Source organism: Pseudomonas sp. FYR_7 (genome assembly GCF_043106155.1).
Taxonomy (GTDB): Bacteria; Pseudomonadota; Gammaproteobacteria; order Pseudomonadales; family Pseudomonadaceae; genus Aquipseudomonas; species Aquipseudomonas parafulva_B.
On record NZ_JBICMI010000061.1, the window covers coordinates 156,808 to 180,159 of the forward strand.

Below are 23,352 nucleotides of genomic sequence, written 5' to 3' on the forward strand. Positions count from 1 at the left end.
CCTCCTGGTTACAGAGCGCCAATGCGATCCAGCTCGCGTTTGAGTTCGTCGCGGCTAAGGGTGCCAAAAGAAAGGGCGAAGAACGCCCGGCAGCGTAACTCGATGCGAGCCAGCGTGGCGCGGAATGCTGCTTCGACCGATGCATGGTCAGCCACGACATCGGACGGATCCTCCAGCCCCCAGTGAGACTTCAGTGCAGGGCCGAAATACACCGGGCAAGCTTCACCTGCTGCCTTGTCGCACACCGTGATGACGATGCCAGGAGGACAGTCCACGAACGCGTCATTGCCCTTGCTGCTCAGCCCTTCGGTTGAGATGCCGGCATGCTGCAAAGTGGTCAGGGTACGAGGCAACACTTGGCCCTTCGGAAAACTGCCGGAACTGACGGCTTCAAATCCGGGAGGCGCCAAGTGACTGAACATTGCCTCGGAAAGGATGCTGCGGCAGCTATTGGCCGTGCACATGAACAGGACTCGCATGGGGGCTCCTCCGCTTCGTGGCGGATGTCAGAGGCTCAGGCGCAATGCCAGGGCCGAAAGAGTGACCAACAGAACCGGCAGCGTCAGCAGGATGCCGACCTTGAAGTAGTAACCCCAGGTGATGCGCACGCCTTTGCGCTCAAGCACGTGCAGCCAGAGCAGCGTGGCGAGGCTGCCGATAGGGGTGATTTTTGGGCCGAGGTCGCAACCGATGACGTTGGCGTAGATCATCGCCTCACGCACCAGCCCTTGCGCCTCGCTGGCCTGGATCGACAGGGCGCCAACCAGCACGCTGGGCATGTTGTTCATGACAGAGGATAGTAATGCGGCGATCAACCCAGTGCCGATGGCGGCAGCCCACAGCCCTTGCTGCGCAAGTCTGTCGAGTAAGTGAGTGAGCATATCGGTGAGGCCGGCGTTCTTCAGCCCGTAGACCACTAGGTACATCCCAAGAGAAAAGATCACTACCTGCCAAGGCGCTTCGCGTAGCACCCGACGGGTCGAAATGCGGTGCCCGCGAGCGGCGACGGCAAAGAGGATCGCCGCACAGGCTGCGGCTACCGCACTGATCGGGATACCAAGTGGTTCCAGGGCAAACAGGCCGATCAACAGCACCACCAGCACCCAGCCACCGACGTTGAAGGTTGCGCGGTCATGAATCGCCTCGCTTGGGACTTTCAAGGCCCCGACCGTGTATTGCTTAGGGATGTCACGGCGGAAGAACAGGAATAGCACCAGCAACGTTGCGCCCACGCTGGCGAAATTCACCGGCACCATCACCGAGGCGTACTCGCTGAAACCCAGCCTGAAGTATTCGGCCGAGACGATGTTCACCAGGTTGGAGACTACCAGCGGCAGGCTCGCCGTATCGGCGATGAAGCCGGCGGCCATGACGAAAGCCAGCGTCGCGGCAGGAGAAAAACGCAGCGCGAGAAGCATCGAAATGACGATGGGCGTGAGTATCAGCGCCGCACCATCGTTAGCGAACAGCGCCGACACGGCAGCACCGAGCAGCACGCAGAAGCCGAACAGGCGGTAGCCGCTGCCGTTTGCCCAGCGCGCCACATACAACGCGGCCCACTCGAAAAAACCTGCCTCGTCCAGCAACAGGCTGATGATGATGATGGCGATGAAGGTGGCGGTGGCGTTCCAGACAATCGCCCACACGGTTGGGATGTCGTGCAGCGAAACGGCACCCGACGCCAAGGCGATGAGGGCACCGAGTGCGGCACTCCAGCCAACCCCAAGTCCCTTCGGCTGCCAGATGACCAAGATTAGGGTGAACACAAAGACGGCAATTGCAATCAGCATGAAAGCCTCGCTCGATGTTGATCAGCAGCAGGCAGCGTCACGAACGGGGCGGCCGTCCATGTTTTGCAGCCGAAGCGAGTTTTCTGCCAACCACTGTGAGTTGGCCTGCAAGGTTACCTGCAGCATTTCATGCACCCAGTCGGGAAGATCCGGATTTAGGCGGTAGTACACCCATTGACCCTGTCGACGGTCCAGCAGCATGCCACTGCTGCGCAGCTGCGCTAGGTGGCGACTTATCTTGGGTTGGCTGTCATGCAAAGCGCACATCAGTTCGCAGACACAGAGTTCACCGAGGCTAGCGATCAGCAAGGTGGCGCGAGCACGGGTCTCGTCGGATAAGTTCTTGAACACATCGGGCGGGGTAATCATGGCTGCACCATAACATATGGAAATCCGAATATACGAATATACATATGTGTGATGCAAGCAGATACGGTCTGAAAGTCCGCTGTGGGTCGATAGCAGACTTTGAATCAGCGGAGCATACGCCGGGAACGACGTGCGTTATGCCGGATCGGCATCATGGCCGGATGAAAGCCATCGGACCAATTCGCGAACCAACTCATGAGTATCGGTGAGGAAGTGAGAGGAGTTTGGCCCAGCAAAATCGACACATTCCCACCCGCAAAACCCCATGGCATAGCGCATGGTGATGTTTGCTGTGGAGATCAAGTGCTTGTCCTGCGGGGGGGGCAGAGGTGTATTTAGCCCCTTGCGTCACGGTTGGACCACGCATGGGCCAATCGTGACGCGGGGCGGCAGCTTCTCCAGCTCCCTCCAGTCCGAGGAGGAGCTGATCCATTTCGCGTAGGTCGAGAGCAACATTTCAACGCTATGGCCGAGCTGATTTGCAATGAACGCAGGGTTCATCCCAGGCATCAAGCACATGGTTGCGTAGGTGTGGGGGGGCGTACTGCCGGCGGTCACGGATGTTCAGCGCCTTGGGCGCTGATTTGAACTGGCGGATTGTAACACTTGTCTCGCCGATCCACAGCCCACCTTTGTTCGGCTGGAATAGCAAAGGGTATTGCTGGTGCGTCAATCTGGATGTCATGCAGCGAGGTGCAGCCGCTAACGGCGGCTGCCCCAGGCGCCGTGTGGAATCTCATGAAGTCGGAAAAGCTGCCAAACTGCAAAACAGCGGCATGCTGCATTACCTAACTCAAGCGCACATAATGCAGCACGCAGGACGCACGACGGGGTGCGGCTCGAGGCACGGAAGGACGACCAATGACCGAGAAGGAGGAGCTGGAGCTTGAGAAGCTTCAGGCTGAAATTCACAAGCTCACTGCCGAGGCGCGAAAATTGATCGCCGAGGCCAACAAAATGAAGCGCGAGACGCTGTTTTACCCATTTGTCGCGGTGGGAGGGCTAGTCACCGTCATCGTTACCGCTGCTGCCTTCATTCAAAAGCTCTAGCCTGCCCACTGAGAAAACAGGCTTGCGCCGAGCGGTCTTGAGCTTTACGCCAATTCGGTCGACACTAGCGCCATAGGGTCTTGCGACAGGCGTGACCTGGCATCCCAAGCGAGGACGACCATGAGCCATGATCAAGTTATCAAGCAGATGAAAGAGAACCTAGCACAGCTGGGCAGCGAGGTCCGTGAGGGCACGCAACACCAAGCGCGCAGCATCTTTCTGTCGGCTGCTGCAGGCGCAGTGTTCGCCCTGGCGACGAGCTGGGTAGCGTTCAAGCTCTTTTCCTGATCATTTGGGGCTGCCACCGGCAGCCCCCGATAGCCTGCTCAATTTCTTGAGACTAATCCAGGCCTGCCTGGACTTCCACGCTCTGCTTTGCGAAACCGACTAGAGCCGCTCCGATATCTCTATCAAGTTGAGGTCCGGGTCGCGCACATAAATGGATCGGATAGGTCCTGTGGCGCCGGTACGTTGAACGGGGCCCTCAATGATTGGCCACTGTTGTGCTTTCAAGTGGGCCACGACTTCCTCAAGGCTGATCGAGGCGATGAAGCAGAGGTCCAGTGCGCCCGGTACCGGCAAGTGAGCTTTGGGTTCGAATTCGTGGCCACGCACGTGCACGTTGATCTTTTGCTCACCGAAGCGCATAGCCAAGCGCCCAGCACCGAAGTTTTCCAGCTTCATGCCCATGATGCGGGTGTAGAAATCCTTGCATGCCTCGACATCGATGGTTGTCAAAACGAGGTGATCAAGATGGTCGATCATTTCTCTGCCTCTCTAGGTGAGCAGTTGGGGTCCGATGAGCTTTTCGTCCTGACCAACGAGCGAAATAGAGCGCTCCCTGACAACAGTGCTAGCCAGGCAAGCTCAGGTGCAGCAAGGGGAAGGGGCGACCCTCGCCATCCAGAGGGGAGCGGCCTGTTTGGATAAAGCCATAATGCAGATAGAACCCAACCGCTTCCGGATTCTGCTCATTCACATCAACACTGATTTGACCGCGCAAACCGCGGGCATGATCCAATAGCGCGCGGCCGATGCCTTCACCTCGCCGATCGGGTTCGATAAACAGCATTTCTACGTGGCTTTCATTAAGCCCAATGAACCCAAGCGGTCCGTCCTTGGGCTCTTCCGCGATCCATAATTCGACAGCAGGCAGGTAGACATCGCGCAGTTGAACAAGCAATGCCTCAATATCGGCTTGCTGCAAGAAATGGTGGGTAGCGCGCACAGCGCGCAGCCAAATGTCCAGCAGCTGCGGATGGTCGACATTAGTGGCCTGGCGAATGATCATGGCATCATCCTTAACAGGTAATAGTTGGAAAGGGGCGCGGTAGGCGTGATAGGAAGCCTACGCGTCATCAGTATCGTGGCCGAGCGTGCAGTGCCTTGAGCGCGGATTTGACGAGGCCGATTGTAATGCATGGCTCATCAACTTTATTAGACCTGACATGACCTGATGAAAAACTATCAATGCCTAATTATGGCCACTGTCATGCTTTCAAGCTGTACTGCGCAACCTGCACGGCCAGTGATGGAGGAGGCTCAGTACAAGGGCTTTGCGCTGTCATCCATTACCGGGGAGCAGTGCGCGATCACCGGAATGCTGGATGTCGACCTGGCTGCTGCCAATAGTGTGATGCTTGAAGAGCATGCTGCAGCATTTCAGTATGACCCCGCAAGGATGGAGATTGAGCGCCGGCAAGCGGCTATCGACATCAAGCATGAGGACGGCGTATCGGAGCCTGCCTGTAACGCGCTTGCTTATGAGGTATTGAGAACACTGGCGGTGCGTAGGATCGAAGATCAGTCAGCGCTGCAGCACAGGCGGATAGCCTTGCAGGAAATGAAGCAGGCGGGCGGTGCTGTTCCCTGACCTGCCTATAAACGGGACACGCATGCAGATGGCCGCAGAGTTCCGGTACACGTCAACTCATGCAGATACAGGGCGCGTTGACTCAGCGCGACGGTTGAGACTGCGGTCGTCAAAGTGCAAGGTGGGTGGTGATAACTTGCAGCACAGGCATAAGCGTTTTCAGAGATGGTTTACACCAGCACGCAAGCGATGGGCTGGGGCAGCATTGATCGTTATCGCGTTGGTCGCAATGGCAATGAACCCCGCAAGCAGGTGGCCTTGGGTGCTGGCGACAGGTGTGATATGGCTGATCGCGACCTGGTTACCCAGAAGATGACGGGTCGTCAGTCACAACTGCTGGAACTCGATGCGCTGTCGCCAGAATGGCTGTCACTCGAAGGGTCGCTGTTGCTGACATGATGGCCGTCATGGTGTCGTCCCGAATAGGTAATGGGCGCTGGCTCGTCGTTGTTCGTGAACGCAAAGGAGCAGGCATGGCTGATCTGGCTGGAATCGGTTGAACGGTTGAGCCCAGCCTGCCCTGACTTATTTTTGCGCTTGAACAAGCGCGTGAAGAAGGTAGGCATGACTAGCCCTTTTCGAAAAGCCTGTTGAGAAGCCCTTCTTGATGCACATTGTCGTAGCACCCAGGCTGGTTGGGTGGTGTGGCGTCGCAGGGGATGTTTCGCTGATCCCAGCGACTGCCATAGGGGCTGTTGAAGTAGTGATTGCATCCTGTAAGCAGGGTCGCCATCAGCGCGATTAGTAGACCTTTATTCATTGCAACCTCATCCACCAAGTGTCCCGGTTAGGACGGCGTTGGCAATAAGCAGGGCACAGGTGAGTCGAATCAAATGGCTCCTTTCCAGTTCAACCAATACCGCGACCATCAGCCCTGTAAGCTGCGGTATTTGCCAACCAGTCAGCCCGCGTCATCTGCCAGAGTTCAACATCCATCAAGCCGCTTACAAACCATCCTTTCTGCAAGCCCACCAAGCGCATGCCCTCAAATTCTGATACTCGACGAGATGCGTGATTGGCCACCGCCTTGGGCACCTGCATGATCGGCCGCGCCAGTGTTTCGAACCAGTAGGCGGTGACGACTGCGCACGCCTCACGCATATAACCGCGACCCCACCACTGCGGTGCCAGCCAGAAACCCCTGTTGTTTCCGGGCTGTTCGAACAGGCTAATGCTGCCCAGTCTGCAGTCAGGGTCATCACGCATGCGAATCATCCAATGCCATTCACAACCTGCCGCCATTCCCGGCAGCGCAATGTCGCGAACATAGGCCAGGGCGCCGTCGACTGGGTAAGGCCATGAAACCCGACTATCCAGATAGCGCACCACCTCCCATTGGGGGAATTGCTCTTGGATGAAGGCAACGTCCTCCAAGCACAGACGCGTGAGCACCAGCCGATCAGTAAAAAGCGTGGGATGACCATCCATGGAGTTGATACCTCTTGGTCCTTTAACGAGTAAGGCTATCGGTCTGAGTCTGACGCTCTGTGCTTATCGAAGTCAGGCTGATGCGTCCTTCAAGGCATATTAACCATTGACCCGCACAGCCAACAAAGCCCGTTCCTTGCTCAGCGGCTTGAGCAGGCCTGGCTGGTCTCCAATTTTCATGAACAGATAATGGTCTCCACGCTCGCCACGGAGGATGCGATAGACCTGGGCGGTTCTGTCCGTACTGGGCGAGGTTAATTTGTCGACCAGTAATGTGTACCTAGTGACCCCTAAGGTGCTCAAGGCATCTGCAAGTTCGGTATCGATCTTCGCTCGCCATTTCTTCATGACGTGCCGGTGCGCCATGACCGTCAGGCTAATCGCCAACAGTGGCATCACCGCGGCTGAGAAGAAGGTAACTAACGTGTTCATGATTTATGCTCGCGGCAGATGTGCAGTGTGTCCAGGCATCGCCAATGGCTCCCTGTCGGCATGGTCCTGCATTATGGCACTGACGTTTTCCGCTCGTCTGATCGATAACGCTCGATGCCATATTTTGCTAGTAGCCCAAGCGGCGGGCCGCTAATGTCCCCCGTAGTGGCCATTAGACTAAAGTATTAGGAGGCGCGATGCGGATGCGCGGCAGTGTGTTCTGGTCCTGGGCTGATCCTACGTTGCACCACCGCGCGCACGAAGAGACGTTGATCGACAGAACGTCGATCAATGTTCAGGTTCGCTTGTCGCGAAACGGCCGGGTTCAATTGTTCATCGGTGTCTATGCCCCGGGCGGCATGCCTGTCTATGAGGAGGCGTTCGACGACCGCCCAAAGGAGTCCATGTCCCGGGCATTGGCCTGGGGCGTCATGAAGGCCCGTGATGTGGCTTCGTGCAATTCCCTGGGCATCCCCAAGCGTGATCATGGAACGTGATGGCTGCGTATGCGTCTGAACTGCTGGGCGCGACCAATGCCTAACGCATGACACGTTGAGGAGCTTGAGCATGACTGATCAGCAGCATGAACCCAAGAAAGATGAGGTACCGGCTCACGCCACCGAGGAGGAAAAAGCGAGGCTCAAGGACAAGAACAAAGATGGGATACCGCCCGGCGTTGCCTGATAGTGCTCACTGGGCGTGAACTTCTGAATGCCATCGCTTATCTGACTTACGCGCCGGCTCGCCCGGCCGTGGACAGTCGTCTTTCAAGCGGATAGTTGCGTATGTTTTCAGAGGATTTCTACGGTATCTACCTCGTTGTGGAAGCGGTGGTGGCTTTCGTTATATTGGCGATCGCCGCTCACTGGAGTCAGGGTACCTGATGGAGCGAGGCGGCACGGGTCACCCCGTGCCGCTGCATCTTTGGTGATTGATCGCAGCCAATCGTCGACTCAGCCCCTGATTACCTCTAGCCGTGCTCGGCCTGCTTCGGTAATCGCGTTTTCGCCTTCGTCACTGATGCGGTACCGCCCCGAAGGCATCTTGTGAATCGAGAATCGCACCAGTCCGCTGCGGGCAAGCGCTTGCCCGGCTTCATAACTCATTGCACTTTCAAGATCGAATACCTTGATTTCACCAATTTTGAAACGTGAAAACGCGATGAGTGCTGAATCGATGACGTCTTGGCTGACGGAATGGACGTGTTCCATTTGACTTCCCAGTTCGTAAGTGGCCCGGTCCGTGGGCAATAGCAACGGACCCTGGCAGTTCGTCGAAAGCCGAACGCTACTACGCGCGGTACGGAACGTGTACTGGGTTTGCATCCACGCTGGATGCAAACCCAGCGACAGTGACTGCGCTCCGGAAGTGACAGATGCCTTCACTCAAGAGGTCAACTGAACGCTCGAATAGCAGCCAGGCGGGTAGAGGCGTCATGGGTGCTTTGCTTTTGACAAACCCAACCGCAATACTTCGCTTATTCAATTGGAGGAACTTGCGTGGAAACAAGAAGTGCTGTGGCTGAAATGTTCATTGGTATTCCAACACATTTCTGGGTATTGCCCGTAGCAGGTCTGATCGCATACTACGGCGTCAAATGGTCAGCCAAGCCTACACCAAGCGCGCAGTGGATCAGAAGGGCAACCTATTTGCTGTTGATCGCCTTGGCTCTGATCCCGAATGCATTCTACACGCTCATGCCGCCTAACCCCGGCCCTGAGCAGCTCATCGATAACCACCCAATGCCCAATTATGCCGGCCGCTTATACTTGGACCTGTTCTACGTGTTCAGCGGGTGGGCTTTGAGCAAGGTGGTCAAGCTCAGGTTTCGTTGAGGCGATCTGCAGTGCATGGGGATCGAACACAATGCGTTACTTGTTAGGCACCGTAGGGCAAAGCGAGCTCTGCATCTTGGTTGCTACCTCGCGCAGGGCTTCGGTCACCTGTGCAAGGGCTTGGATGTGCGCGTCCACGTCGATCTGATCAGGATGGGCACCCCGCGCCTGTATGAAGCGCGCATGGCCATTGAGGGCTTTGCCAAGCGCTTCTAGATGATCTGCGGTTTTGACCAAGTCCGATTTGATGCAATCGAGTGATTCCATGAACACGTTGACTCGCTGAAAGATGAGTCAACGTTAGCATGTTCGCGTCCGCTGCGCCTGGCGATGCTTGCGGCAACGGCGCAGGGCGATGGAGCGCCTGGACGCACTCTGTTTCTCCACCTGGCCGCGCGCCCCATCAGGACGGTGCCTGGTCTTCGGACTGCACCATCAGCACCGATCCTTGAGCGTCCGTGCCCAGTAGGGCAGGGCCGCCATCAGCACGGGCTTCTGCAAGCGCTGTATCAGGGGTGCGAAAAATCTGCTGACGCTGATCGGGACTTACAAGGGTCACCAGCTTACCGCTCTGGTAAAACAACCGCGTTTGTTTGGACGGCTCTTTCATGGGTTCGGCATCCTTAGGTAAGGCGTTCTTGTGCCGGGATTGGCCTGATGACATTGCCAGTCTCTACCTGCCCATGCTACTGGCAGAACTGTCAGGCGACAGCGCGCGCAGCGCCGGCTACTCTATCAAGCGTTCCGGATTGAAGAAAAAAGATGCGATCAGAACCGCAGCGATAACCCCGGTGGCGTCAGCCAGGAACAACGACAGTGAGTGACTGTTGCCCACTGATGCGCCAAGTCCTGTAGCAAAATTCACCCCGTGCGGGAATGCAGCAACCATCAGTAGAACACTGGCCAGCAGACAAGCGAGCAGCTTCATGTAAAGCCTGCCGAACGCCAGCCCATAGGTCCAGAACACCAGGATGCACACCATGGCCAGACCAGTGGAGGTTGCAAACTGTGCAAGCACTTCAAGCCACCACACCATGTAGGACTCCAACGAATAGCCAAATTAGATCAGTCAATCAGTGCCACATCACCGTGGCCGTGCATGATTGCTCATCAGAAACAACACAGGCTGCATTCGTTCCGTAGGTAGTTCAATAAAGGGCAACCGCGATGTTTTCAGCATTCGACGATGGTCCATTACTCGTTCCTGCTCTGCTTGCTAAAATGCCCGCAACTGATCGAGGCCAAAGAAATGCCTAATTACCTTTATGTCGTGCCGGCGCTGTGCGTAGCACTTGTGGGCTGCGCCTCCCCAGGCAAGCCCACTGCCAGCAAACTCACATCCAAAACGCCCCAGCAGTATGCAGCCTGCGTAATGCCGCAGTGGCAGGCACTGGCACCCAATTCAACGCAGAAATCCATACCCCATGGCGTACGTATGACAGCGCCAAGTGCGGTGACGACCGATGATGTGTTGGAGGTGATCGAATCGGGCGAGGGTAGCCGTGCAACGTTCTACAAAGGCAGCTTTCTGTCGGGCGACAAGCTGAGGGTGGCGGCACGCGAATGTCTTGATTGACACCAGCGGTGGGCGGATTTGCTTACGTAGGTGATTGCAGGAAAAAGGGCGGTCCTTCGCCTACTGAAGTGTGTGGTGGTTTCGCCCGCCGTTCATTGGAGCAGTGCAGGCTTGCGTGCGGTTTTGCGGCGTACTACATTGCATACCCAGCGCTTGCCGCACCGGTAAGGCGCGCGGATGAACGTAAGGTCAGCGATCAACCTGGCCCCTTGTGCTTTCAGGGCTTGTGCGAGTTGTGCGAGCGTCTCAGCTTCGATAGTCATGATTCACCTCGTCAGTTTCTTGCAGCGTTCACAAGTGTTGACCGGTGCTGATTCGCAGTAATTCAGTTCCATTACGGTTAGTCGCTTTGTCATAAGCACCCCGTCGCAAGCTGCCTTTTGGATCCCGAGTCGCGATATGCCCAGTTTGTACACCCTCATGCCATCGCCAGTTGGCACGCTGACCCTCGTCTCTCAGGATCAAAGGCTGAGTGCGGTGCTGTGGGAGCAGGAACGAGAGAACAGGGTACGCCTTGGCCCGCTGCAGCGTGAAGACCGCTGCCCTGTTCTGATCGAAACCGCACATCAACTGAGCGAATACTTTGCCGGTAAACGTCAGCGTTTCGATCTGGCCTTGGCATTCACTGGAACGGCGTTCCAGCGTCAGGTGTGGGACGCGTTGCTGAGCATCCCCTTCGGTGAAACCCGCACGTACGGTCAGATCGCCCAGCAAATCGGCAACCCCAGTGCCGTGCGGGCGGTGGGGGCTGCCAATGGGCGCAATCCGATTTCGATCATCGCACCCTGTCATCGCGTCATAGGGGCTAGCGGCGGGCTTACCGGCTTTGCCGGTGGGCTGGCAGCCAAGCAGTTGCTACTGGCCCTCGAAGGCCGGCAAACGTTGCCATTGCACTTGCAGCTTCAGCCTAGCCAGTAGACGCCGGCGCACGACGTCGCCGTCAGGACCGTACCTACCATGAGCGAGTACTCCCAGCGCACCCGGCGCAACCGTTGCTCAACGGCGCGCAGGTATTGACCTGGGGTCGGGGCATCGGTGCGATGGCGCATACCCTCGGCGATGTCAGCCACCTGGCCATCGAGTAGCAATCCGACCACGTAGTAGCTTAGCCCGTAGCTCGCCAGGGCCATTACCAGGTAGATCACGCTGGCGCGTCCAGCGGCATGATGCTGGCAGTGCCAGCCTCGGTGTCCAGTAGCAGCATGCCTTCGCTGTGAGGGTCCAGGCAACCCAGCAGGCGGCCCTCACTGTCCCATGCCGCAGAACCACCGGCCGCCACGAAATGGTCGGCGGGTCCAACGCAGTTGGCCATCAGCACGATCAAGCCCAGTTCTCGCGCCACCTGCGGATAATGCGCGTGTCCTTCCCCTACGTCTTTTGCCGTCTTGGCCACACTGACCAGATAGATGTCTGCCCCTCGTTCTTTGGCCGATGCAGCGTGGGCCATGAACATGGATTCATAGCAGATGGCCGGCGCGATTCGGTGCTGCGCCGCCTGGATCAGCGAGGTGCTCGCCCCAGCGTAGAAGTAGGGCAGTTCATCTTCGTGCAGGCGCTGTTTAGCATAGGCTTGGCGCGGGGCGCTCGGGGTAAAGATCGGCATGCCGATCTGGATGCCGTTCGGGGTTGGCAGTGGTAATCCCGCTGCAACGATGATGCCCAGGCGGTCACTTGCCGCTTGCAGCGGGTCCAGATGTGGAGAGCATAGGGGCAGCGCAGCCTGACGGGCAATGCCGGGTTCGTAACCGGTCAAAGACAACTCGGGAAAGACGATCACGGCAGCGCCCACGTTCGCGGCCTGTTCGATGCAGGCCAGATGACGCCTGACGTTAGCAGCCACATCGCCCTTGAGTGAACCCAGTTGCGCAGCGCACAGCTTCATGACACTTCCTTCCCTGGTACGTGATCGCCGAGCATACTCCCGACCAGACGCTTGTGCCATGCTGTCCAGGCAAGGGCCTAGGGTCTTTGCCTACTTGCTAAGGGATCAGGTCATGCAGCGTTTCCAGGTTGTTGGCGCCAATGTTCTGGGTCGAGACCTGGCCGTGGGAGACATACACGGCCATTTCGACCGGTTGCAGCAAAGCCTGGACGCCGTCGGTTTCGATACGGGCAAGGATCGGCTGTTCAGCGTTGGCGACCTGGTTGATCGCGGTCCAATGAGCCGGGCAGCCCTGCACTGGCTGGAGCAGCCATGGTTCTACGCGGTCCAGGGCAACCACGAGTCACTGGCGATCAACCTGGTGCGTGGCGGCCGGCTGGACCTGGACATGTACCGTGCGGCCGGGGGTGGATGGTTCATCGATTCAGCGGCCGCTGAGCAGCTGCGCTTCGTCGAACGCTTCGAACAGATGCCAATCGCTTTGCAGGTCGAGTCGGCAAGCGGCCCTGTGGGCCTGCTGCATGCCGACAGCCCGTTCGATGACTGGTCGACCCTGGGTACCTGGCTCGAACTGGGCGACGATCCAGACGTGCTTGAAACCTGCCTGTGGTCAAGGCGACGTTTGAAGCAGGGCGATACCACGCCCATAAATGGGCTGCGTGCCCTGCTGGTCGGCCATACCACCGTCCAGTCTGTCAGGCAGCTGGGCAATGTGTGGCATCTGGATACCGGGGGATGGACCAGTGGGCATTTCAGTCTGATGGACCTGCGTACGCTGACGCTCGTCAACGCCAGGCCAGCGTGATCAGCAAACCCATGCCGAGCAGCAGCAACACGAGGCCCGACAACCGTTCGAGCAAGGGCAGGGCGGCGCTGAATCGCCGCAGCACCCGCGGGTGGCCTATGCCGACGGCGACCAGCAAGTCCCAGGCAAGCACCGCGCAGAGCATCCAGACTCCGTACGACACCTTCCACACCGTGGAACTGCCCGCCACCAGGCTGGCCAGGCTTGCATAAAACAAGGCATTTTTAGGATTGAGCAGGCCTGACAGCAAGCCCATCTGCAGGTTGCGCCACCAAGTGGGCGATGTGCTGCCCGAAGTCGCGCAGACGCTGGTACTGCCGGCATGACGCACAAAGGCAATACCCAGGTAGATGAGATAAACCGCACCAGCCAGTTGCAACAGGTCGAACAGCACGCTGCCCTCGTGCAGTATGGATACTCCGGTAAATGCCAGCACGATGAATACCCCGTTGCCCAATGCAATGCCCAGGCATGCACCGCTGGCCACGCGCCAGCCGCTGGCAATGGCAGTTCGGGCAATCAGGAAGAAGTCCGGCCCTGGCGACAACAGCGCCAGGAAGTGGGCGAGGGCAATCAGGATAAACGCTTGCATGGTCGCAGGTTACTCGGCGCTTGAGGTCAGTTGCCCGAGTGTGCGGGCACATGAACCCCGCGTATTGAACAATATTGCAGGTGATGACCGCGCAGCCTTACTTCGTGGTCTGCCCCTTGAGGTATAGCCCGGGTGTGATCCCGACATGCGCCTTGAATACCCGCTGGAAATGACTTTGATCAGCGAATCCCAGGTCGTGGGCGACTTGCACCAATCGGTGACCCTGCCGGAGCAGTCGACGACTCTGGTTGATCCTGGCGTTGAGCACGTAGGCGTGCGGAGTCAGACCTGTGGCAGCGCGGAACGCGCGAATCAGTTGATAACGGCCAAGGCCGGCCTCACGGGCAAGTGACTCCACGGTCAGGCGAGTCGGGTCCTGGTCGCGCAGGTCCATGAGCAAGCCCTGCAGCGCCGGCGCTTGAAGGACGGGTGCTGCGGCCGAGGGCGAGAAGGTGTCGAAATCCATGTCGCACAGAAAAGCGATCAACTCGGCCTCCTTTTGCACCGGGGTCGCCTCGGAAAACAGCACGGCATTCAGTTGGCAGAACCGGCGGTACGCCTCGGCATCCCGGCTGACACGCGCCGGTTGCTCAGGGGCGCCGCAGGGCAGGCCGGACTCAGTGCGCAGCTCGGCCAGCCAGCTCGCATCCACATGCACCATCTGGTAGCTCCAGGGCTGGTCTGCCTCGGGGTTGCAGGCATGGACCCGGTGCGCGGGGACCGCCACCAGCGTACCGGGGGTGAGCCGCTCGGTACCGCAGCCTGCACCCGTGAACAAGCTGGAGCCTGCGTCCACGGCACCGATAGAGAATGTCGGATGGCTATGGGCCTTGTAGCAGGCTCGGCTGTTACAGGCGCGGCGGCTCTCGACCTGCGGCAAGCGCGGGTCTCGCCACAGGGTGGTAGTGGAATGGTGCATCGAAGGGTCCTTGTGATGACCGACAGCTTAAACAGCCGCTGCTCGCCCGTACAGTTGTGGCACGTGGCTGTACCTTGACGCTGCGGCCCGGTACCTGCGATACAACCCGTGAATTCAGAGGAGAGAGAGATGGACATTGCCAGCCTGATGCTTTTCATACCGGCCTGCTTTGCCCTGAACATGGCACCAGGCCCCAACAACCTGTTGTCGCTTCACAACGCCAGTTGCTATGGCTTGCGTACCGCGTGCTTTGCCGGGGTAGGACGCCTGCTGGCCTTCAGCGGCATGATAGGCCTTGCGGCCATGGGCCTGGCCGTGGTCCTGCATACCAGCGAAACCCTGTTCCTGGCGATAAAGGTGGTGGGGGCGGGGTATCTGTTCTACCTGGCGTGGCAACTGTGGCGTGCCCCAGTGGCCGCGGCCGTCGAGGCTGGGTACCCGCCATGCAATAGTTGGCGTCTGGCGCGTCAGGAGTTCATGGTTGCAGCAGGCAATCCGAAAGCCATCTTGATATTCACGGCTTTCTTGCCACAGTTCGTATCGGTCGCCAGCCCCGTCCCTGTAGGTCAACAGTTCCTGCTACTGGGCGCTCTGTTTCTGCTGCTGGAGTGGGCAGCTATCGCGCTATACGCCGCAATCGGCGCCTATTTGCAGCGATGGTTTTCAAGGCCGCGGCCGCGTAGGTTGTTCAATCGCACCAGTGCCGCGATGCTGGCAAGCGCTGGAGCAGGGCTGTTGGTCGTCCGGCGTTGAAGAAGGCCAGGGCGCGTATTACCCTCGCGCCCCTCTTGCGTGTCAGAACTGCCAGCGCACACCCAGGTTGACGCCGCTAGCCTCCTGTTCACGGCTGTCCAGGTGCGTCGTGTACTGAACCCCGCCGTGCACGCTCAATGATGTGTTGAGTTGCGCTGCAACACCTGCCTCGGCTTGCAGGGCGGTATAGCGGTAATCGGTCTTTACCTTGTCCGTGTTGTCGAACACCAGCGTGTCCCGCCCGCCGTCTCCATGCCACAGGTTCACTTGCGCGTAGGGCTGCAGCAGCCGGGTGCCGTTGGCCTTGAATCGCCCCTCAAGGCGTAGCCCAACGCGGCCAGTGAGCTCGACCTGCGCGTCATGGTCGATGTGCGATACACGATCGCTGGTGGTATCGAACTTGGTTTTCTGGGCGATGACCTGAGCCTGCGGCTCGATTGCCCAGTGCGATGACAAGGCTATGGGCACGCCGGCTTCCAGCGAAGCGGCCCAGGCGTCCCCATCCAGGTCCAGCTTGTCGCCTCGGTCCGAGCGCGCCCGCCCATCCAGACGGGTGTACTGCAAAGCGCCATCCACATAGCCACCGTCTGCACCTACCCAGCTCCAGTACACACCTGCACTCTTGCCATCCAGGCGCAGGTCACCGACGCTGCGGTCCTCCTGTGCCAATGCAAAGCCCTTGACTCCGGCCGTCAAGCGAGACTGGCTCACGTGCACCCCTGCGTGTTGACGGGCGCCGGTATCACTCACATGAGCGTACACGTCCTGACCAACCTTGAAGCCATACAGGTCGCCATCGAGGCTGGGGCTGACAGTACCGCTCCACTGTTGACGGAGCGCGCCGCCGTACCCCTGACCCCAAGCAGCAGGCAATGCGCCCTGGCCCTCCAGCAGTTGCTGGTCACCCTGACGCTGATGGAAAGTGCCCAGTGCCTGGCGCACCACGACAGCAGCCCCCCTGGGGGCGGCGGCGTAGACCGCGACCTCGGGACGATACAGTGGCAGGCTTTGGTTGCCGGCGATCGGGGCGGGCAAGTCCAGTTGCCCTGGGGCCGGAGCGGCAACCGGCGGGGTGATCGCCGGCTGCGGTGCAGCCGGTTGCTCGGGGTCCGGCTCGCCAGGCACCTCGGGCTCAACCGGCGCTGTCACCACCGGTGGCGCCACCAGCGTCGAGCGCAGGTACCAGTTGTTCTCGCTGCCGGCGGTGACGCCGCCTTTGAACAATCGGTAGTCGTAAGCGCCCGCTGAAAGGGTTTGCGTTTGCACAAAGGCTGTCGCCGTACTGGTGGCACCATCGCGTGCTTCCACCACCTGAATGCCGTTCTGGTATGTCGGCGCGCCGGCTCCACCCAGGTTGTTGACGATCAGGCCGGTCGTCCCCGTTATGGAGCCAGCGCTGACCACCAGGCGATCTGAGGGCGAATTGTCGCCGGCTAATACGCTGTTCACGCGCAAGAAGCCATTTTCGCCGACATAGTCGCCCTGGAGAGTAAGACGGCCCAGGGCATCGCCACCCTCGGTGAGGTTGAGCGTACCGGCGTTGCTCACCGATGCCCTTTGCCCTGGACCAAACGCTGTGATCACGCCCTCGCTGGAGGCTAGGACGCTGTTGTTGTCGAGCGTGAGCCTGCCGGTTCCGGTGCCGGCGTCTCCAAGCACCAGGGTGTCGTCGAGCGCCAGCTGGCTTAGATTGGTCAACGCCACCGTCTCCCAATTGAGGTAACGAGCACCGCCCACCACGCGGCTATTGTCGAATGTGAGCGCATCGTTGCCTTCGCCACCATTGATCGTGATCGTCAGCGTTTCCGGGTTGAGCCCGGAGAGCAGCGCAGTGTCGTCGCCCGGCCCGGCATCGACTCTCCCGCCGATCGTCCCGCCATCCCAGACGAAGCGATCGTTACCCGTGCTGAGCAGTACATCCCCCCCGACACTGCCGCCATGAATCAAAACGCTGTCGTCGCCGCCGCTGACACTGATATTGCCGCCAATAGTGCCGTCGAAGACTTCGATGTAATCGGTGTCGAACGCGGCGATGACGTTCCTGTCAACGCTGCCACCGCGCATGATGAAGGTATTCTTGTCCAAGCGCAGGTTGACGTTTCCGATCCGCCCGCCATCCATTTCGGCGTAGTCGCCGCTGTCGAAGGTGCCCTTGATCCAGCCGCCGGACATGTAGAAGGTGTCCAGCCCGTCACCCTGGTTGACGTTGCCTTCGATCACGCCGCCGCTCATGACGAAGTCATCGATGCCGCCGCCCTGATTGACGTTGCCGGCGATCGCGCCGGAGGCCATGTCGATACTGTCCCGGCCTGGACCGAAGGTGGCATCGCCTTCGGTGGCGCCGGTGCCATTCGCTGGAAGCACCAGGCGGTTGTCGCCCTCGGTATCGACGAGCGAAGGCGATGACCCGCTGTCGCAGACATACGTGTCGTTACCGGCGCCCGGGGAAAATGTGCAAGCTGCCTGAGCCGATGGCAGGGCTGCGCCCAGTAAACTCAGTGAGCCCACAATCAGTCGTACACGCATAGCGAAGCCTCCATCCCAAGCCAGCGCGCAGCATCGGTTGCGCGGGGTCAGGCACTGTTTACAGAGGCAGGCTTGAGGGCGACAACTGGCAGAACTGCTAGCTGCTGGGTACTGAGGTGGCAGTGTTGAGACTCAGTCGCGGTAGAACGTCTGTACCAGGTGATAGCCGAATTTGCTCTTCACAGGCCCATGCACCACGCGCAAGGGTTTCTTGAAGATGACCTGGTCGATCGCACCGACCATTTGCCCAGGTCGAATCTCCCCGAGATCGCCGCCACGCTTGCCCGAGGGGCAGAGGGAGAACTTCCTGGCGAGCACATCGAACGCCTCACCCTTGGCGATGCGCTGCTTGAGCTTTTCAGCTTCGTCAGCAGTCTTGACCAGGATGTGGCGGGCTTGGGCTTTCATGATCTACCTATGCATGCAGCGAGAGAAAGCAGGCATTATGCCCGACGCACCGCTAGCCGTGCGAACCGGCATGGCTTATTGCGCCAGCCATCCACCGTCCACGTTCCAGGCTGCACCGCGTACCTGGCTGCCAGCCTCGCTGCACAGAAACAGCACGAGTTCGCCGAGGTGCTCAGGGGTTACGAACGCCTGCGAAGGCTGTTTTTCCGCGAGCAAGTCCCGCTGTGCCTGCTGGGGATCGATGCCGGTTGCTGCACGTGCGTCGATCTGCTGCTGCACCAGCGGCGTCAACACCCAGCCTGGGCACAGGGCATTGCAGGTCACGCCGCTCATGGCAGTTTCCAGCCCTACGACCTTCGTCAGGCCAATCACCCCATGCTTGGCGGCGACGTACGCGGATTTGCCTGTGGAGCCGACAAGCCCATGAACCGAGGCGATGTTGATGATGCGCCCCCAGTTGCGGGCACGCATGCCTGGCAACACCAGGCGGGTGCCGTGGAAGACCGCAGACAGGTTCAAGGCAATGATCTTGTCCCAGCTATCCACCGGGAAATGCTCGACGGATGCCACATGCTGGATGCCTGCATTGTTGACCAGGATGTCCACGGCACCGAATGCCTGTTCAGCAAAGGCCAGCAGGGCCTCGATCTGAGCGGCATCGGCAAGGTCTGCGGGGTGATGCCGCACCTGCACCCCTAACTGCTCAAGGCTGGCGATGGCCGGTGAAGGGTCACCAAAGCCGTTGAGCACGATGCTGGCCCCCGATCGCGCCAGCACATGGGCAATGCCCAGGCCAATGCCGCTGGTGGAACCTGTGATCACTGCTGTCTTGCCTTTGAGGGTCATGCAAAGCTCCCTAGCAGCGCGCCGGCGCTGACTGGAACGAAGAAAGCCATTGGGCATCGCCCGGGATGGGCTGAGCGTAGGAGCGGAGCGGCTGATCAAAGGTTCCGTGAGGACCTTCGCATGGCGCCAATACATCGGCTTTGAGCCACTCCCTCCTACCAGGCTTGCTTCGCAGGATTTAGTCCTGGCGGCTGGTCACTTCCAGCAGGTGGTAGCCGAATTGGGTCTTGACCGGACCCTGGACGGTGTTGACCGGGGCGCTGAAGACGACAGTATCGAATTCCTTGACCATCTGGCCTGGACCGAACGAGCCCAGGTCACCACCCTGGCGGCTGGACGGGCAGGTGGAATTGGCCTTGGCGATTTCACCGAAGTCAGCACCCGCTTCGATCTGGGCCTTGAGTTCGTTGCACTTGTCTTCGCTGTTGACCAGGATGTGACGGGCGGTTGCACGTGCCATGGGGTACTGCTCCTTGGGAGGGTAAAGAGGCAAAGCCTAACGCACTTCAACCGGTTGTGTCTCGCAGGGTTCGGCCTGCCGCTCACCTAGACGTCGTGCCGCATTGTGCAACAGTGATTCGGTGGTGCTCCAGCCAAGGCAGCCATCGGTGATGGACACGCCGTATTTCAGCGCCCCTTTGCCGAGCGCCTGACAACCCTCGAACAGGTGCCCTTCGATCATCGTGCCCACGATCGAGGCGTCCCCATTCAACCGCTGTTGCAACACCTCGTTGAACACAGCCGGTTGCCGGGCCGGGTCCTTGCCACTGTTGGCATGGCTGCAATCGACCATGATGCGCGCAGGCAGACCCGCTTTGGCGAGCCCCTGGCGGGCCAGGGCGACGCTGTGGGCGTCGTAGTTCGGGCCCTGATGGCCACCGCGCAGCACCAGGTGAGTGTGCGCATTGCCCAGGGTTTCGACGATCGCAGGATAGCCCTGTGCATCCATGCCGAAATGCCGGTGGGCATGGGCAGCGCTGCGCATGGCGTCTGTCGCGATGGCCACGCCGCCATCGGTGCCGTTCTTGAAGCCCACCGGCAGCGCCAGCCCGCTGACCATTTCCCGATGAATCTGTGATTCGGTAGTACGGGCGCCGATGGCAGCCCAGGCCAGTACATCGTCAAAGTAGCCAGCAGCCATGGGTTGCAGCAATTCGGTCGCGACCGGCAGGCCCCGTTCGATCATGCCCAGCATCAGCCCACGCGACAGTGCCAGGCCTGCGTGCATGTCGTCACTTCCATCGAGGTGGGGATCGTAGGCCAGGCCCTTCCAGCCTACCGTCGTGCGCGGCTTTTCGACGTAGGCACGCATCACCAGCAGCAGGCGATCATCGACCTGGCGGCTCAACGCGGCCAGGCGATCGGCGTACTCCAGCGCCGAGCGCGGATCATGCAGCGAGCACGGCCCTACGATCACCAGCAGGCGGTGGTCGCGTCCTTCGAGAATGTCGCAAATGGCTTGGCGGTGCGCCTGGACTTGGTGTGCGAGCGAGGCAGAGAGCGGCATTTGCTGTTTGAGCAGGTGCGGACTGGGAAGACGGCGGCTGACAGCGGTATTGGCAGCTTGAGGTTGGGTTAGAGGCAGGGCGAGGCTGGATGCTTGCATGGGATTTTCCTTGGGCGGACGGCAGGCGCTATATCCTGCGCGGTCGGCCCTATCGAGGTGTTCGACAGATCGGTGATTGGCTATTGGCTAAAGCAGTGCCACCTGTGCAGAACCGATCGGAGGCGGCAGGCTGGCCCGAGCGGACGTGGCTAAATCGCCAGGTGAAGGTGCCAGCTACGTAATAGGTGTCGTATTTCATGAATCTGTCCTCTGAATCGTTTGGGTGTAGGCCTGAAAAAACAAAACCCCCGGTCGGGAGGCCGACCGGGGGTTTGAGTATTCTCATGTTCGGCGGCCCCTCGAAGGTGGACGCCGTGTGGGTATCGGCGCCTAGTGGCTAAACCAATACCCGAAGTAATAGGAGGCAGGTGCATTCACGCACACGGTCACAGCCGATACTGGGCGCGAAGCGCGGCCAGTGGCAGGGACGAGTGTGTGGATGGTTGCTTGCATGTTGCTCTCCAGTGAATGAGCCCGAGCTTACTTCACATTGCGCGGGCCATTCAATGGAAAAATGCTATGAGCGTAATCGATGGGATGATTACGTTAGGGGGGCACAAGGCGTGGTCTTAGTGACTGTCTTGATCTTCAGCTTGCCCACCGGTGGCACCTGCGCCGGAGCCTGTGGCTTCGCCGGTGCTGTTGGAGCCGCCTGCCGCACCGTCATGGGCACCTGCTGCGCCGGCGTTGCTGCTGTCATTGTCACGGCTGCTGCCTGGGGTGTTCACGCTGCTGCCTTCACCTGCGGTCTTGCCGCCCATCTGGTCGGTTTTCGGGTGCATATCGGTGTTGGTAGTGTCAGTAGCGGCCTGACTGGTACCGGCCAGGGTGGCCAAGGCGAAAGCAACGGACAGCGAAAGGCTACGGATGCGAATCATGGCGAAGCTCCTGTGCATGGAATCTGTCATTGCTTTGGCAAAGACCTGCACAGGAGGTGCCCTGAGGGCGACGGATGGTCGTTTACGGCACGCTTACCTCAACAGGCCTCGCCATGATGCGATGGCTTGGGTTCGGCCGTTTCCATCGGAGGATGCTCCTGGGCAGCATGCATCAGGTCCTCGGTAACCCGCAGTTCAGCGCCGGTAGGCGAGAAGGTGGTGGAGGCGGTGAACGGGGCAGGGTGTTCCGCGGCCGGACGCTTGCCGCGCCGCCACAGGAAAAAGCCCATCATCAATAGGTTGACCACGGCAAAGGCCCAGAAAAGCCCGGCTTCGCCAAACTCGGTCATGACCGGCGAAATCGCCATCGGCGCCATCGCCGAGCCCAGCGAGTTGATAAGCAGCAGCCCTTGGATCATGGGCACCAGGGCATCGGATGGGGCACGGTCGGCCGCATGGCTGACCGCCACCGGGTACAGGGTGAACACCCCGCCGCCCAGTAGAAACAGCATTGCCGGTAGCAGGAACGCATCCGAGGGCAGGAATACGGTGACCAGCGCCAGCGCAGCGCACACCGCAGCCAGGGCAATCAGCACGTCCTGGCGGTCCCTGCGGTCCGACCAACGCCCCACGGGGTATTGCAGCAGCATGGCCCCGAGGATGACCCAGGCCATCATATTGCCCACTTCGCCAACGTCCAGCCCGATACGTTGGAGGTACAGCGGCAGCAACGTGTAGATCCCGGCTATGGCCACGCCGGAACCAAAACATCCCACCAGCCCCGAGGGTGCCACGCCCAACAGCTGCCGCGGCTTGAGCGGCTCAACCTGGTCCAGCAGTGGCGAGACCCGTGGCAGGATCACGATCGGCAACACCGACAGCGCGGTGAGCACACCCGCCAGCATGAAGGGCGCGGTCTCGCCCAGGCGGGTAATCTCGCCAAGCCCTGCCTGGGCCAGCACCCCGGCGCCATAGAAAGCGATCATGTACAAGGCCAGCAGGCGACCGCGGATCTTGGCGTCCCCGGCCAGCAGCAACCAGCTTTCGATCACCAGAAACACACCCACGGCCGCCCAGCCATTTATCAGGCGCAGCACCGACCACCAGGTCACTTCATAGAACAGGCCTTGCAGCAGGATGGTGACGCCGATCAGCGATGCAAAGCTGGTGTAGGCGCGGATATGGCCGATGCGCAGGATGAGCCGATCATTGAAGATGGCGCCCAGGGTCAGGCCGATGAAGTAGGTGGACGAGACGATGCCGATGGTGGTGGCAGACTCGCCAGCCTCGCCGAGTCGCAGGGTGGTCAGAGAAGACATGAAGCCGTTGCCCAGGGCAATGATGAACAGCCCGAGCAGCGGCGCCAGCGCCATGGCCAGCAAACGCGCAGACATAGGTACCTCAAGTTGGATATGCGAAGGTTGGCCTTTTCGAGCGCGCACGCCGATCGACCCGGATAGGGTAGAGGCTGCACGGATGCGACCTGGGCAAGACTCAACCGCTTGGCCATGCGAGAAGACGGCCGGGCGGGGAGGGTTGAGCCTATTTCACATGAGCGTTCATGGGGTCAGGCGCGGACTCGGTCTTGGTTGCCGGTTGCCACCGTTCAAGGCGACGGGCGAAAAGGAAGCGCGATTCTACGGGCTTGCAGGGTTTTGCCAAGGGTTGACTGGCTGCGGCGCGATGCCGCAGTCTCGGAAAGACATGCCAATGTCTTTCCCAGGCAAATCGCCCGCTCCCGCTCCCGCTCCCGCTCCCGCTGTTGCTGTTGCTGTTGCTGTTGC

General features: G+C 59.8%; 33 protein-coding genes and 1 pseudogene. 10 read left to right on the forward strand and 24 right to left on the reverse strand.

From position 1 onward, the window contains the following. Window positions 1–8: 8 nt before the first annotated feature. The 4 genes and pseudogenes from ACF8R3_RS15720 to ACF8R3_RS15735 form a co-directional block, all read right to left on the reverse strand. Window positions 9–479, reverse strand: coding sequence for an arsenate reductase ArsC (locus ACF8R3_RS15720; RefSeq protein WP_326383711.1), 471 nt, complete (start codon window positions 477–479; stop codon window positions 9–11). A 27-nt stretch (window positions 480–506) separates the two neighbouring features. Continuing rightward, complete coding sequence (locus tag ACF8R3_RS15725; protein ID WP_392515863.1) at window positions 507–1,790, reverse strand: arsenic transporter; 1,284 nt, start codon at window positions 1,788–1,790, stop codon at window positions 507–509. A 21-nt stretch (window positions 1,791–1,811) separates the two neighbouring features. Then, complete coding sequence (locus ACF8R3_RS15730) at window positions 1,812–2,159, reverse strand: metalloregulator ArsR/SmtB family transcription factor (protein WP_058638266.1); 348 nt, start codon at window positions 2,157–2,159, stop codon at window positions 1,812–1,814. 335 nt (window positions 2,160–2,494) lie between these two features. After that, window positions 2,495–2,844 (reverse strand): annotated as a pseudogene (locus tag ACF8R3_RS15735) (integrase). A 176-nt stretch (window positions 2,845–3,020) separates the two neighbouring features. Here ACF8R3_RS15735 and ACF8R3_RS15740 point away from each other — a divergent pair. Continuing rightward, window positions 3,021–3,209: a hypothetical protein gene (locus tag ACF8R3_RS15740; RefSeq protein WP_027916391.1), complete on the forward strand. Its 189-nt coding sequence runs from the start codon at window positions 3,021–3,023 to the stop codon at window positions 3,207–3,209. A gap of 120 nt (window positions 3,210–3,329) precedes the next feature. Further along, complete coding sequence (locus tag ACF8R3_RS15745) at window positions 3,330–3,497, forward strand: hypothetical protein (RefSeq protein ID WP_165919287.1); 168 nt, start codon at window positions 3,330–3,332, stop codon at window positions 3,495–3,497. 99 nt (window positions 3,498–3,596) lie between these two features. Here the strand turns inward: ACF8R3_RS15745 and ACF8R3_RS15750 are convergent, their stop codons facing one another. Continuing rightward, window positions 3,597–3,974 carry a VOC family protein gene (locus ACF8R3_RS15750; protein WP_058604129.1) on the reverse strand — a complete coding sequence of 126 codons (378 nt, stop codon included), beginning with the start codon at window positions 3,972–3,974 and terminating at the stop codon, window positions 3,597–3,599. An 88-nt stretch (window positions 3,975–4,062) separates the two neighbouring features. After that, window positions 4,063–4,500, reverse strand: coding sequence for an acetyltransferase (locus ACF8R3_RS15755; RefSeq protein WP_058638265.1), 438 nt, complete (start codon window positions 4,498–4,500; stop codon window positions 4,063–4,065). A 165-nt stretch (window positions 4,501–4,665) separates the two neighbouring features. Between ACF8R3_RS15755 and ACF8R3_RS15760 the strand changes: the two genes are divergently transcribed. Together ACF8R3_RS15760 and ACF8R3_RS15765 are read left to right on the forward strand one after the other, a co-directional pair. Then, window positions 4,666–5,082 (forward strand): hypothetical protein, encoded by a 417-nt coding sequence (locus tag ACF8R3_RS15760; protein WP_196126669.1) that lies wholly within the window; start codon window positions 4,666–4,668, stop codon window positions 5,080–5,082. A gap of 165 nt (window positions 5,083–5,247) precedes the next feature. Beyond that, window positions 5,248–5,481, forward strand: a complete 234-nt coding sequence (locus ACF8R3_RS15765) for a hypothetical protein (protein ID WP_392515864.1) — start codon at window positions 5,248–5,250, stop codon at window positions 5,479–5,481. 450 nt (window positions 5,482–5,931) lie between these two features. Here ACF8R3_RS15765 and ACF8R3_RS15770 read toward each other — a convergent pair whose 3' ends face one another. Both ACF8R3_RS15770 and ACF8R3_RS15775 read right to left on the reverse strand, forming a co-directional pair. Then, a complete protein-coding gene (locus tag ACF8R3_RS15770) occupies window positions 5,932–6,510 on the reverse strand; it encodes a GNAT family N-acetyltransferase (protein WP_058638262.1) in 579 nt (192 codons plus the stop codon). A 99-nt stretch (window positions 6,511–6,609) separates the two neighbouring features. Beyond that, entirely contained in the window at window positions 6,610–6,942 is a 333-nt protein-coding gene (locus tag ACF8R3_RS15775) for a hypothetical protein (protein WP_058638261.1), read from the reverse strand. Between the two features lie 197 nt (window positions 6,943–7,139). On the opposite strand from ACF8R3_RS15775, the gene ACF8R3_RS15780 reads away from it, so the two are divergent. Further along, window positions 7,140–7,439: a hypothetical protein gene (locus ACF8R3_RS15780; RefSeq protein ID WP_058638260.1), complete on the forward strand. Its 300-nt coding sequence runs from the start codon at window positions 7,140–7,142 to the stop codon at window positions 7,437–7,439. Between the two features lie 456 nt (window positions 7,440–7,895). Here ACF8R3_RS15780 and ACF8R3_RS15785 read toward each other — a convergent pair whose 3' ends face one another. Next, window positions 7,896–8,153 (reverse strand): hypothetical protein, encoded by a 258-nt coding sequence (locus ACF8R3_RS15785; RefSeq protein ID WP_058604136.1) that lies wholly within the window; start codon window positions 8,151–8,153, stop codon window positions 7,896–7,898. Between the two features lie 315 nt (window positions 8,154–8,468). Between ACF8R3_RS15785 and ACF8R3_RS15790 the strand changes: the two genes are divergently transcribed. After that, on the forward strand, window positions 8,469–8,777 hold the full coding sequence (locus ACF8R3_RS15790) for a hypothetical protein (protein ID WP_058638258.1): 309 nt from the start codon (window positions 8,469–8,471) through the stop codon (window positions 8,775–8,777). A 36-nt stretch (window positions 8,778–8,813) separates the two neighbouring features. Here the strand turns inward: ACF8R3_RS15790 and ACF8R3_RS15795 are convergent, their stop codons facing one another. The 3 genes from ACF8R3_RS15795 to ACF8R3_RS15805 all read right to left on the reverse strand — a co-directional run bounded on the left by ACF8R3_RS15795 (window position 8,814) and on the right by ACF8R3_RS15805 (window position 9,813). Further along, complete coding sequence (locus tag ACF8R3_RS15795) at window positions 8,814–9,044, reverse strand: hypothetical protein (RefSeq protein ID WP_058638257.1); 231 nt, start codon at window positions 9,042–9,044, stop codon at window positions 8,814–8,816. Window positions 9,045–9,180: 136 nt separating this feature from the next. Beyond that, window positions 9,181–9,387, reverse strand: coding sequence for a hypothetical protein (locus ACF8R3_RS15800; RefSeq protein ID WP_058638256.1), 207 nt, complete (start codon window positions 9,385–9,387; stop codon window positions 9,181–9,183). 117 nt (window positions 9,388–9,504) lie between these two features. After that, window positions 9,505–9,813 carry a hypothetical protein gene (locus tag ACF8R3_RS15805; protein ID WP_078478572.1) on the reverse strand — a complete coding sequence of 103 codons (309 nt, stop codon included), beginning with the start codon at window positions 9,811–9,813 and terminating at the stop codon, window positions 9,505–9,507. Between the two features lie 213 nt (window positions 9,814–10,026). Between ACF8R3_RS15805 and ACF8R3_RS15810 the strand changes: the two genes are divergently transcribed. Continuing rightward, entirely contained in the window at window positions 10,027–10,353 is a 327-nt protein-coding gene (locus tag ACF8R3_RS15810; protein ID WP_058638381.1) for a hypothetical protein, read from the forward strand. Between the two features lie 92 nt (window positions 10,354–10,445). On the opposite strand, the gene ACF8R3_RS15815 is transcribed toward ACF8R3_RS15810, so the two are convergent. Further along, window positions 10,446–10,616 carry a hypothetical protein gene (locus ACF8R3_RS15815; RefSeq protein WP_023533860.1) on the reverse strand — a complete coding sequence of 57 codons (171 nt, stop codon included), beginning with the start codon at window positions 10,614–10,616 and terminating at the stop codon, window positions 10,446–10,448. A gap of 136 nt (window positions 10,617–10,752) precedes the next feature. Here ACF8R3_RS15815 and ACF8R3_RS15820 point away from each other — a divergent pair, with 136 nt between their 5' ends. Next, complete coding sequence (locus ACF8R3_RS15820) at window positions 10,753–11,271, forward strand: methylated-DNA--[protein]-cysteine S-methyltransferase (RefSeq protein WP_145256035.1); 519 nt, start codon at window positions 10,753–10,755, stop codon at window positions 11,269–11,271. Here the strand turns inward: ACF8R3_RS15820 and ACF8R3_RS15825 are convergent. Both ACF8R3_RS15825 and ACF8R3_RS15830 read right to left on the reverse strand, forming a co-directional pair. Next, window positions 11,256–11,498 carry a hypothetical protein gene (locus ACF8R3_RS15825; protein ID WP_058604143.1) on the reverse strand — a complete coding sequence of 81 codons (243 nt, stop codon included), beginning with the start codon at window positions 11,496–11,498 and terminating at the stop codon, window positions 11,256–11,258. The two genes, ACF8R3_RS15820 and ACF8R3_RS15825, sit on opposite strands and share 16 nt — an antisense overlap. Beyond that, window positions 11,495–12,235, reverse strand: coding sequence for a carbon-nitrogen hydrolase family protein (locus tag ACF8R3_RS15830; protein WP_392515865.1), 741 nt, complete (start codon window positions 12,233–12,235; stop codon window positions 11,495–11,497). Before ACF8R3_RS15830 ends, ACF8R3_RS15825 begins: the two co-directional genes overlap by 4 nt. Before the next feature lie 112 nt (window positions 12,236–12,347). Here ACF8R3_RS15830 and ACF8R3_RS15835 point away from each other — a divergent pair, with 112 nt between their 5' ends. Further along, entirely contained in the window at window positions 12,348–13,040 is a 693-nt protein-coding gene (locus ACF8R3_RS15835; RefSeq protein WP_058638251.1) for a metallophosphoesterase, read from the forward strand. On the opposite strand, the gene ACF8R3_RS15840 is transcribed toward ACF8R3_RS15835, so the two are convergent. Next, the gene (locus ACF8R3_RS15840) at window positions 13,021–13,632 is read right to left on the reverse strand and encodes a LysE family translocator (RefSeq protein ID WP_078478575.1); all 612 of its coding nucleotides are present in this window, start codon (window positions 13,630–13,632) and stop codon (window positions 13,021–13,023) included. The two genes, ACF8R3_RS15835 and ACF8R3_RS15840, sit on opposite strands and share 20 nt — an antisense overlap. A 97-nt stretch (window positions 13,633–13,729) precedes the next feature. Then, window positions 13,730–14,551, reverse strand: a complete 822-nt coding sequence (locus ACF8R3_RS15845) for an AraC family transcriptional regulator (RefSeq protein WP_392515866.1) — start codon at window positions 14,549–14,551, stop codon at window positions 13,730–13,732. A 129-nt stretch (window positions 14,552–14,680) separates the two neighbouring features. On the opposite strand from ACF8R3_RS15845, the gene ACF8R3_RS15850 reads away from it, so the two are divergent. Then, on the forward strand, window positions 14,681–15,304 hold the full coding sequence (locus ACF8R3_RS15850) for a LysE family translocator (RefSeq protein WP_058638248.1): 624 nt from the start codon (window positions 14,681–14,683) through the stop codon (window positions 15,302–15,304). 42 nt (window positions 15,305–15,346) lie between these two features. Here the strand turns inward: ACF8R3_RS15850 and ACF8R3_RS15855 are convergent, their stop codons facing one another. The 7 genes from ACF8R3_RS15855 to ACF8R3_RS15885 all read right to left on the reverse strand — a co-directional run bounded on the left by ACF8R3_RS15855 (window position 15,347) and on the right by ACF8R3_RS15885 (window position 22,962). Next, entirely contained in the window at window positions 15,347–17,830 is a 2,484-nt protein-coding gene (locus ACF8R3_RS15855; protein WP_392515867.1) for an autotransporter outer membrane beta-barrel domain-containing protein, read from the reverse strand. A 132-nt stretch (window positions 17,831–17,962) separates the two neighbouring features. Next, the gene (locus ACF8R3_RS15860) at window positions 17,963–18,238 is read right to left on the reverse strand and encodes a peptidylprolyl isomerase (protein ID WP_027916368.1); all 276 of its coding nucleotides are present in this window, start codon (window positions 18,236–18,238) and stop codon (window positions 17,963–17,965) included. A 75-nt stretch (window positions 18,239–18,313) separates the two neighbouring features. After that, window positions 18,314–19,084: a 3-hydroxybutyrate dehydrogenase gene (gene hbdH, locus ACF8R3_RS15865; RefSeq protein ID WP_196126191.1), complete on the reverse strand. Its 771-nt coding sequence runs from the start codon at window positions 19,082–19,084 to the stop codon at window positions 18,314–18,316. A gap of 178 nt (window positions 19,085–19,262) precedes the next feature. After that, the gene (locus ACF8R3_RS15870; protein ID WP_058604152.1) at window positions 19,263–19,544 is read right to left on the reverse strand and encodes a peptidylprolyl isomerase; all 282 of its coding nucleotides are present in this window, start codon (window positions 19,542–19,544) and stop codon (window positions 19,263–19,265) included. A 36-nt stretch (window positions 19,545–19,580) separates the two neighbouring features. Continuing rightward, window positions 19,581–20,690, reverse strand: a complete 1,110-nt coding sequence (locus ACF8R3_RS15875; protein ID WP_145256041.1) for a 3-deoxy-7-phosphoheptulonate synthase — start codon at window positions 20,688–20,690, stop codon at window positions 19,581–19,583. Window positions 20,691–21,259: 569 nt separating this feature from the next. Beyond that, the gene (locus ACF8R3_RS15880; RefSeq protein WP_027916365.1) at window positions 21,260–21,568 is read right to left on the reverse strand and encodes a hypothetical protein; all 309 of its coding nucleotides are present in this window, start codon (window positions 21,566–21,568) and stop codon (window positions 21,260–21,262) included. 98 nt (window positions 21,569–21,666) lie between these two features. After that, window positions 21,667–22,962, reverse strand: coding sequence for an MFS transporter (locus tag ACF8R3_RS15885; RefSeq protein WP_392515868.1), 1,296 nt, complete (start codon window positions 22,960–22,962; stop codon window positions 21,667–21,669). Window positions 22,963–23,352: the final 390 nt, after the last annotated feature.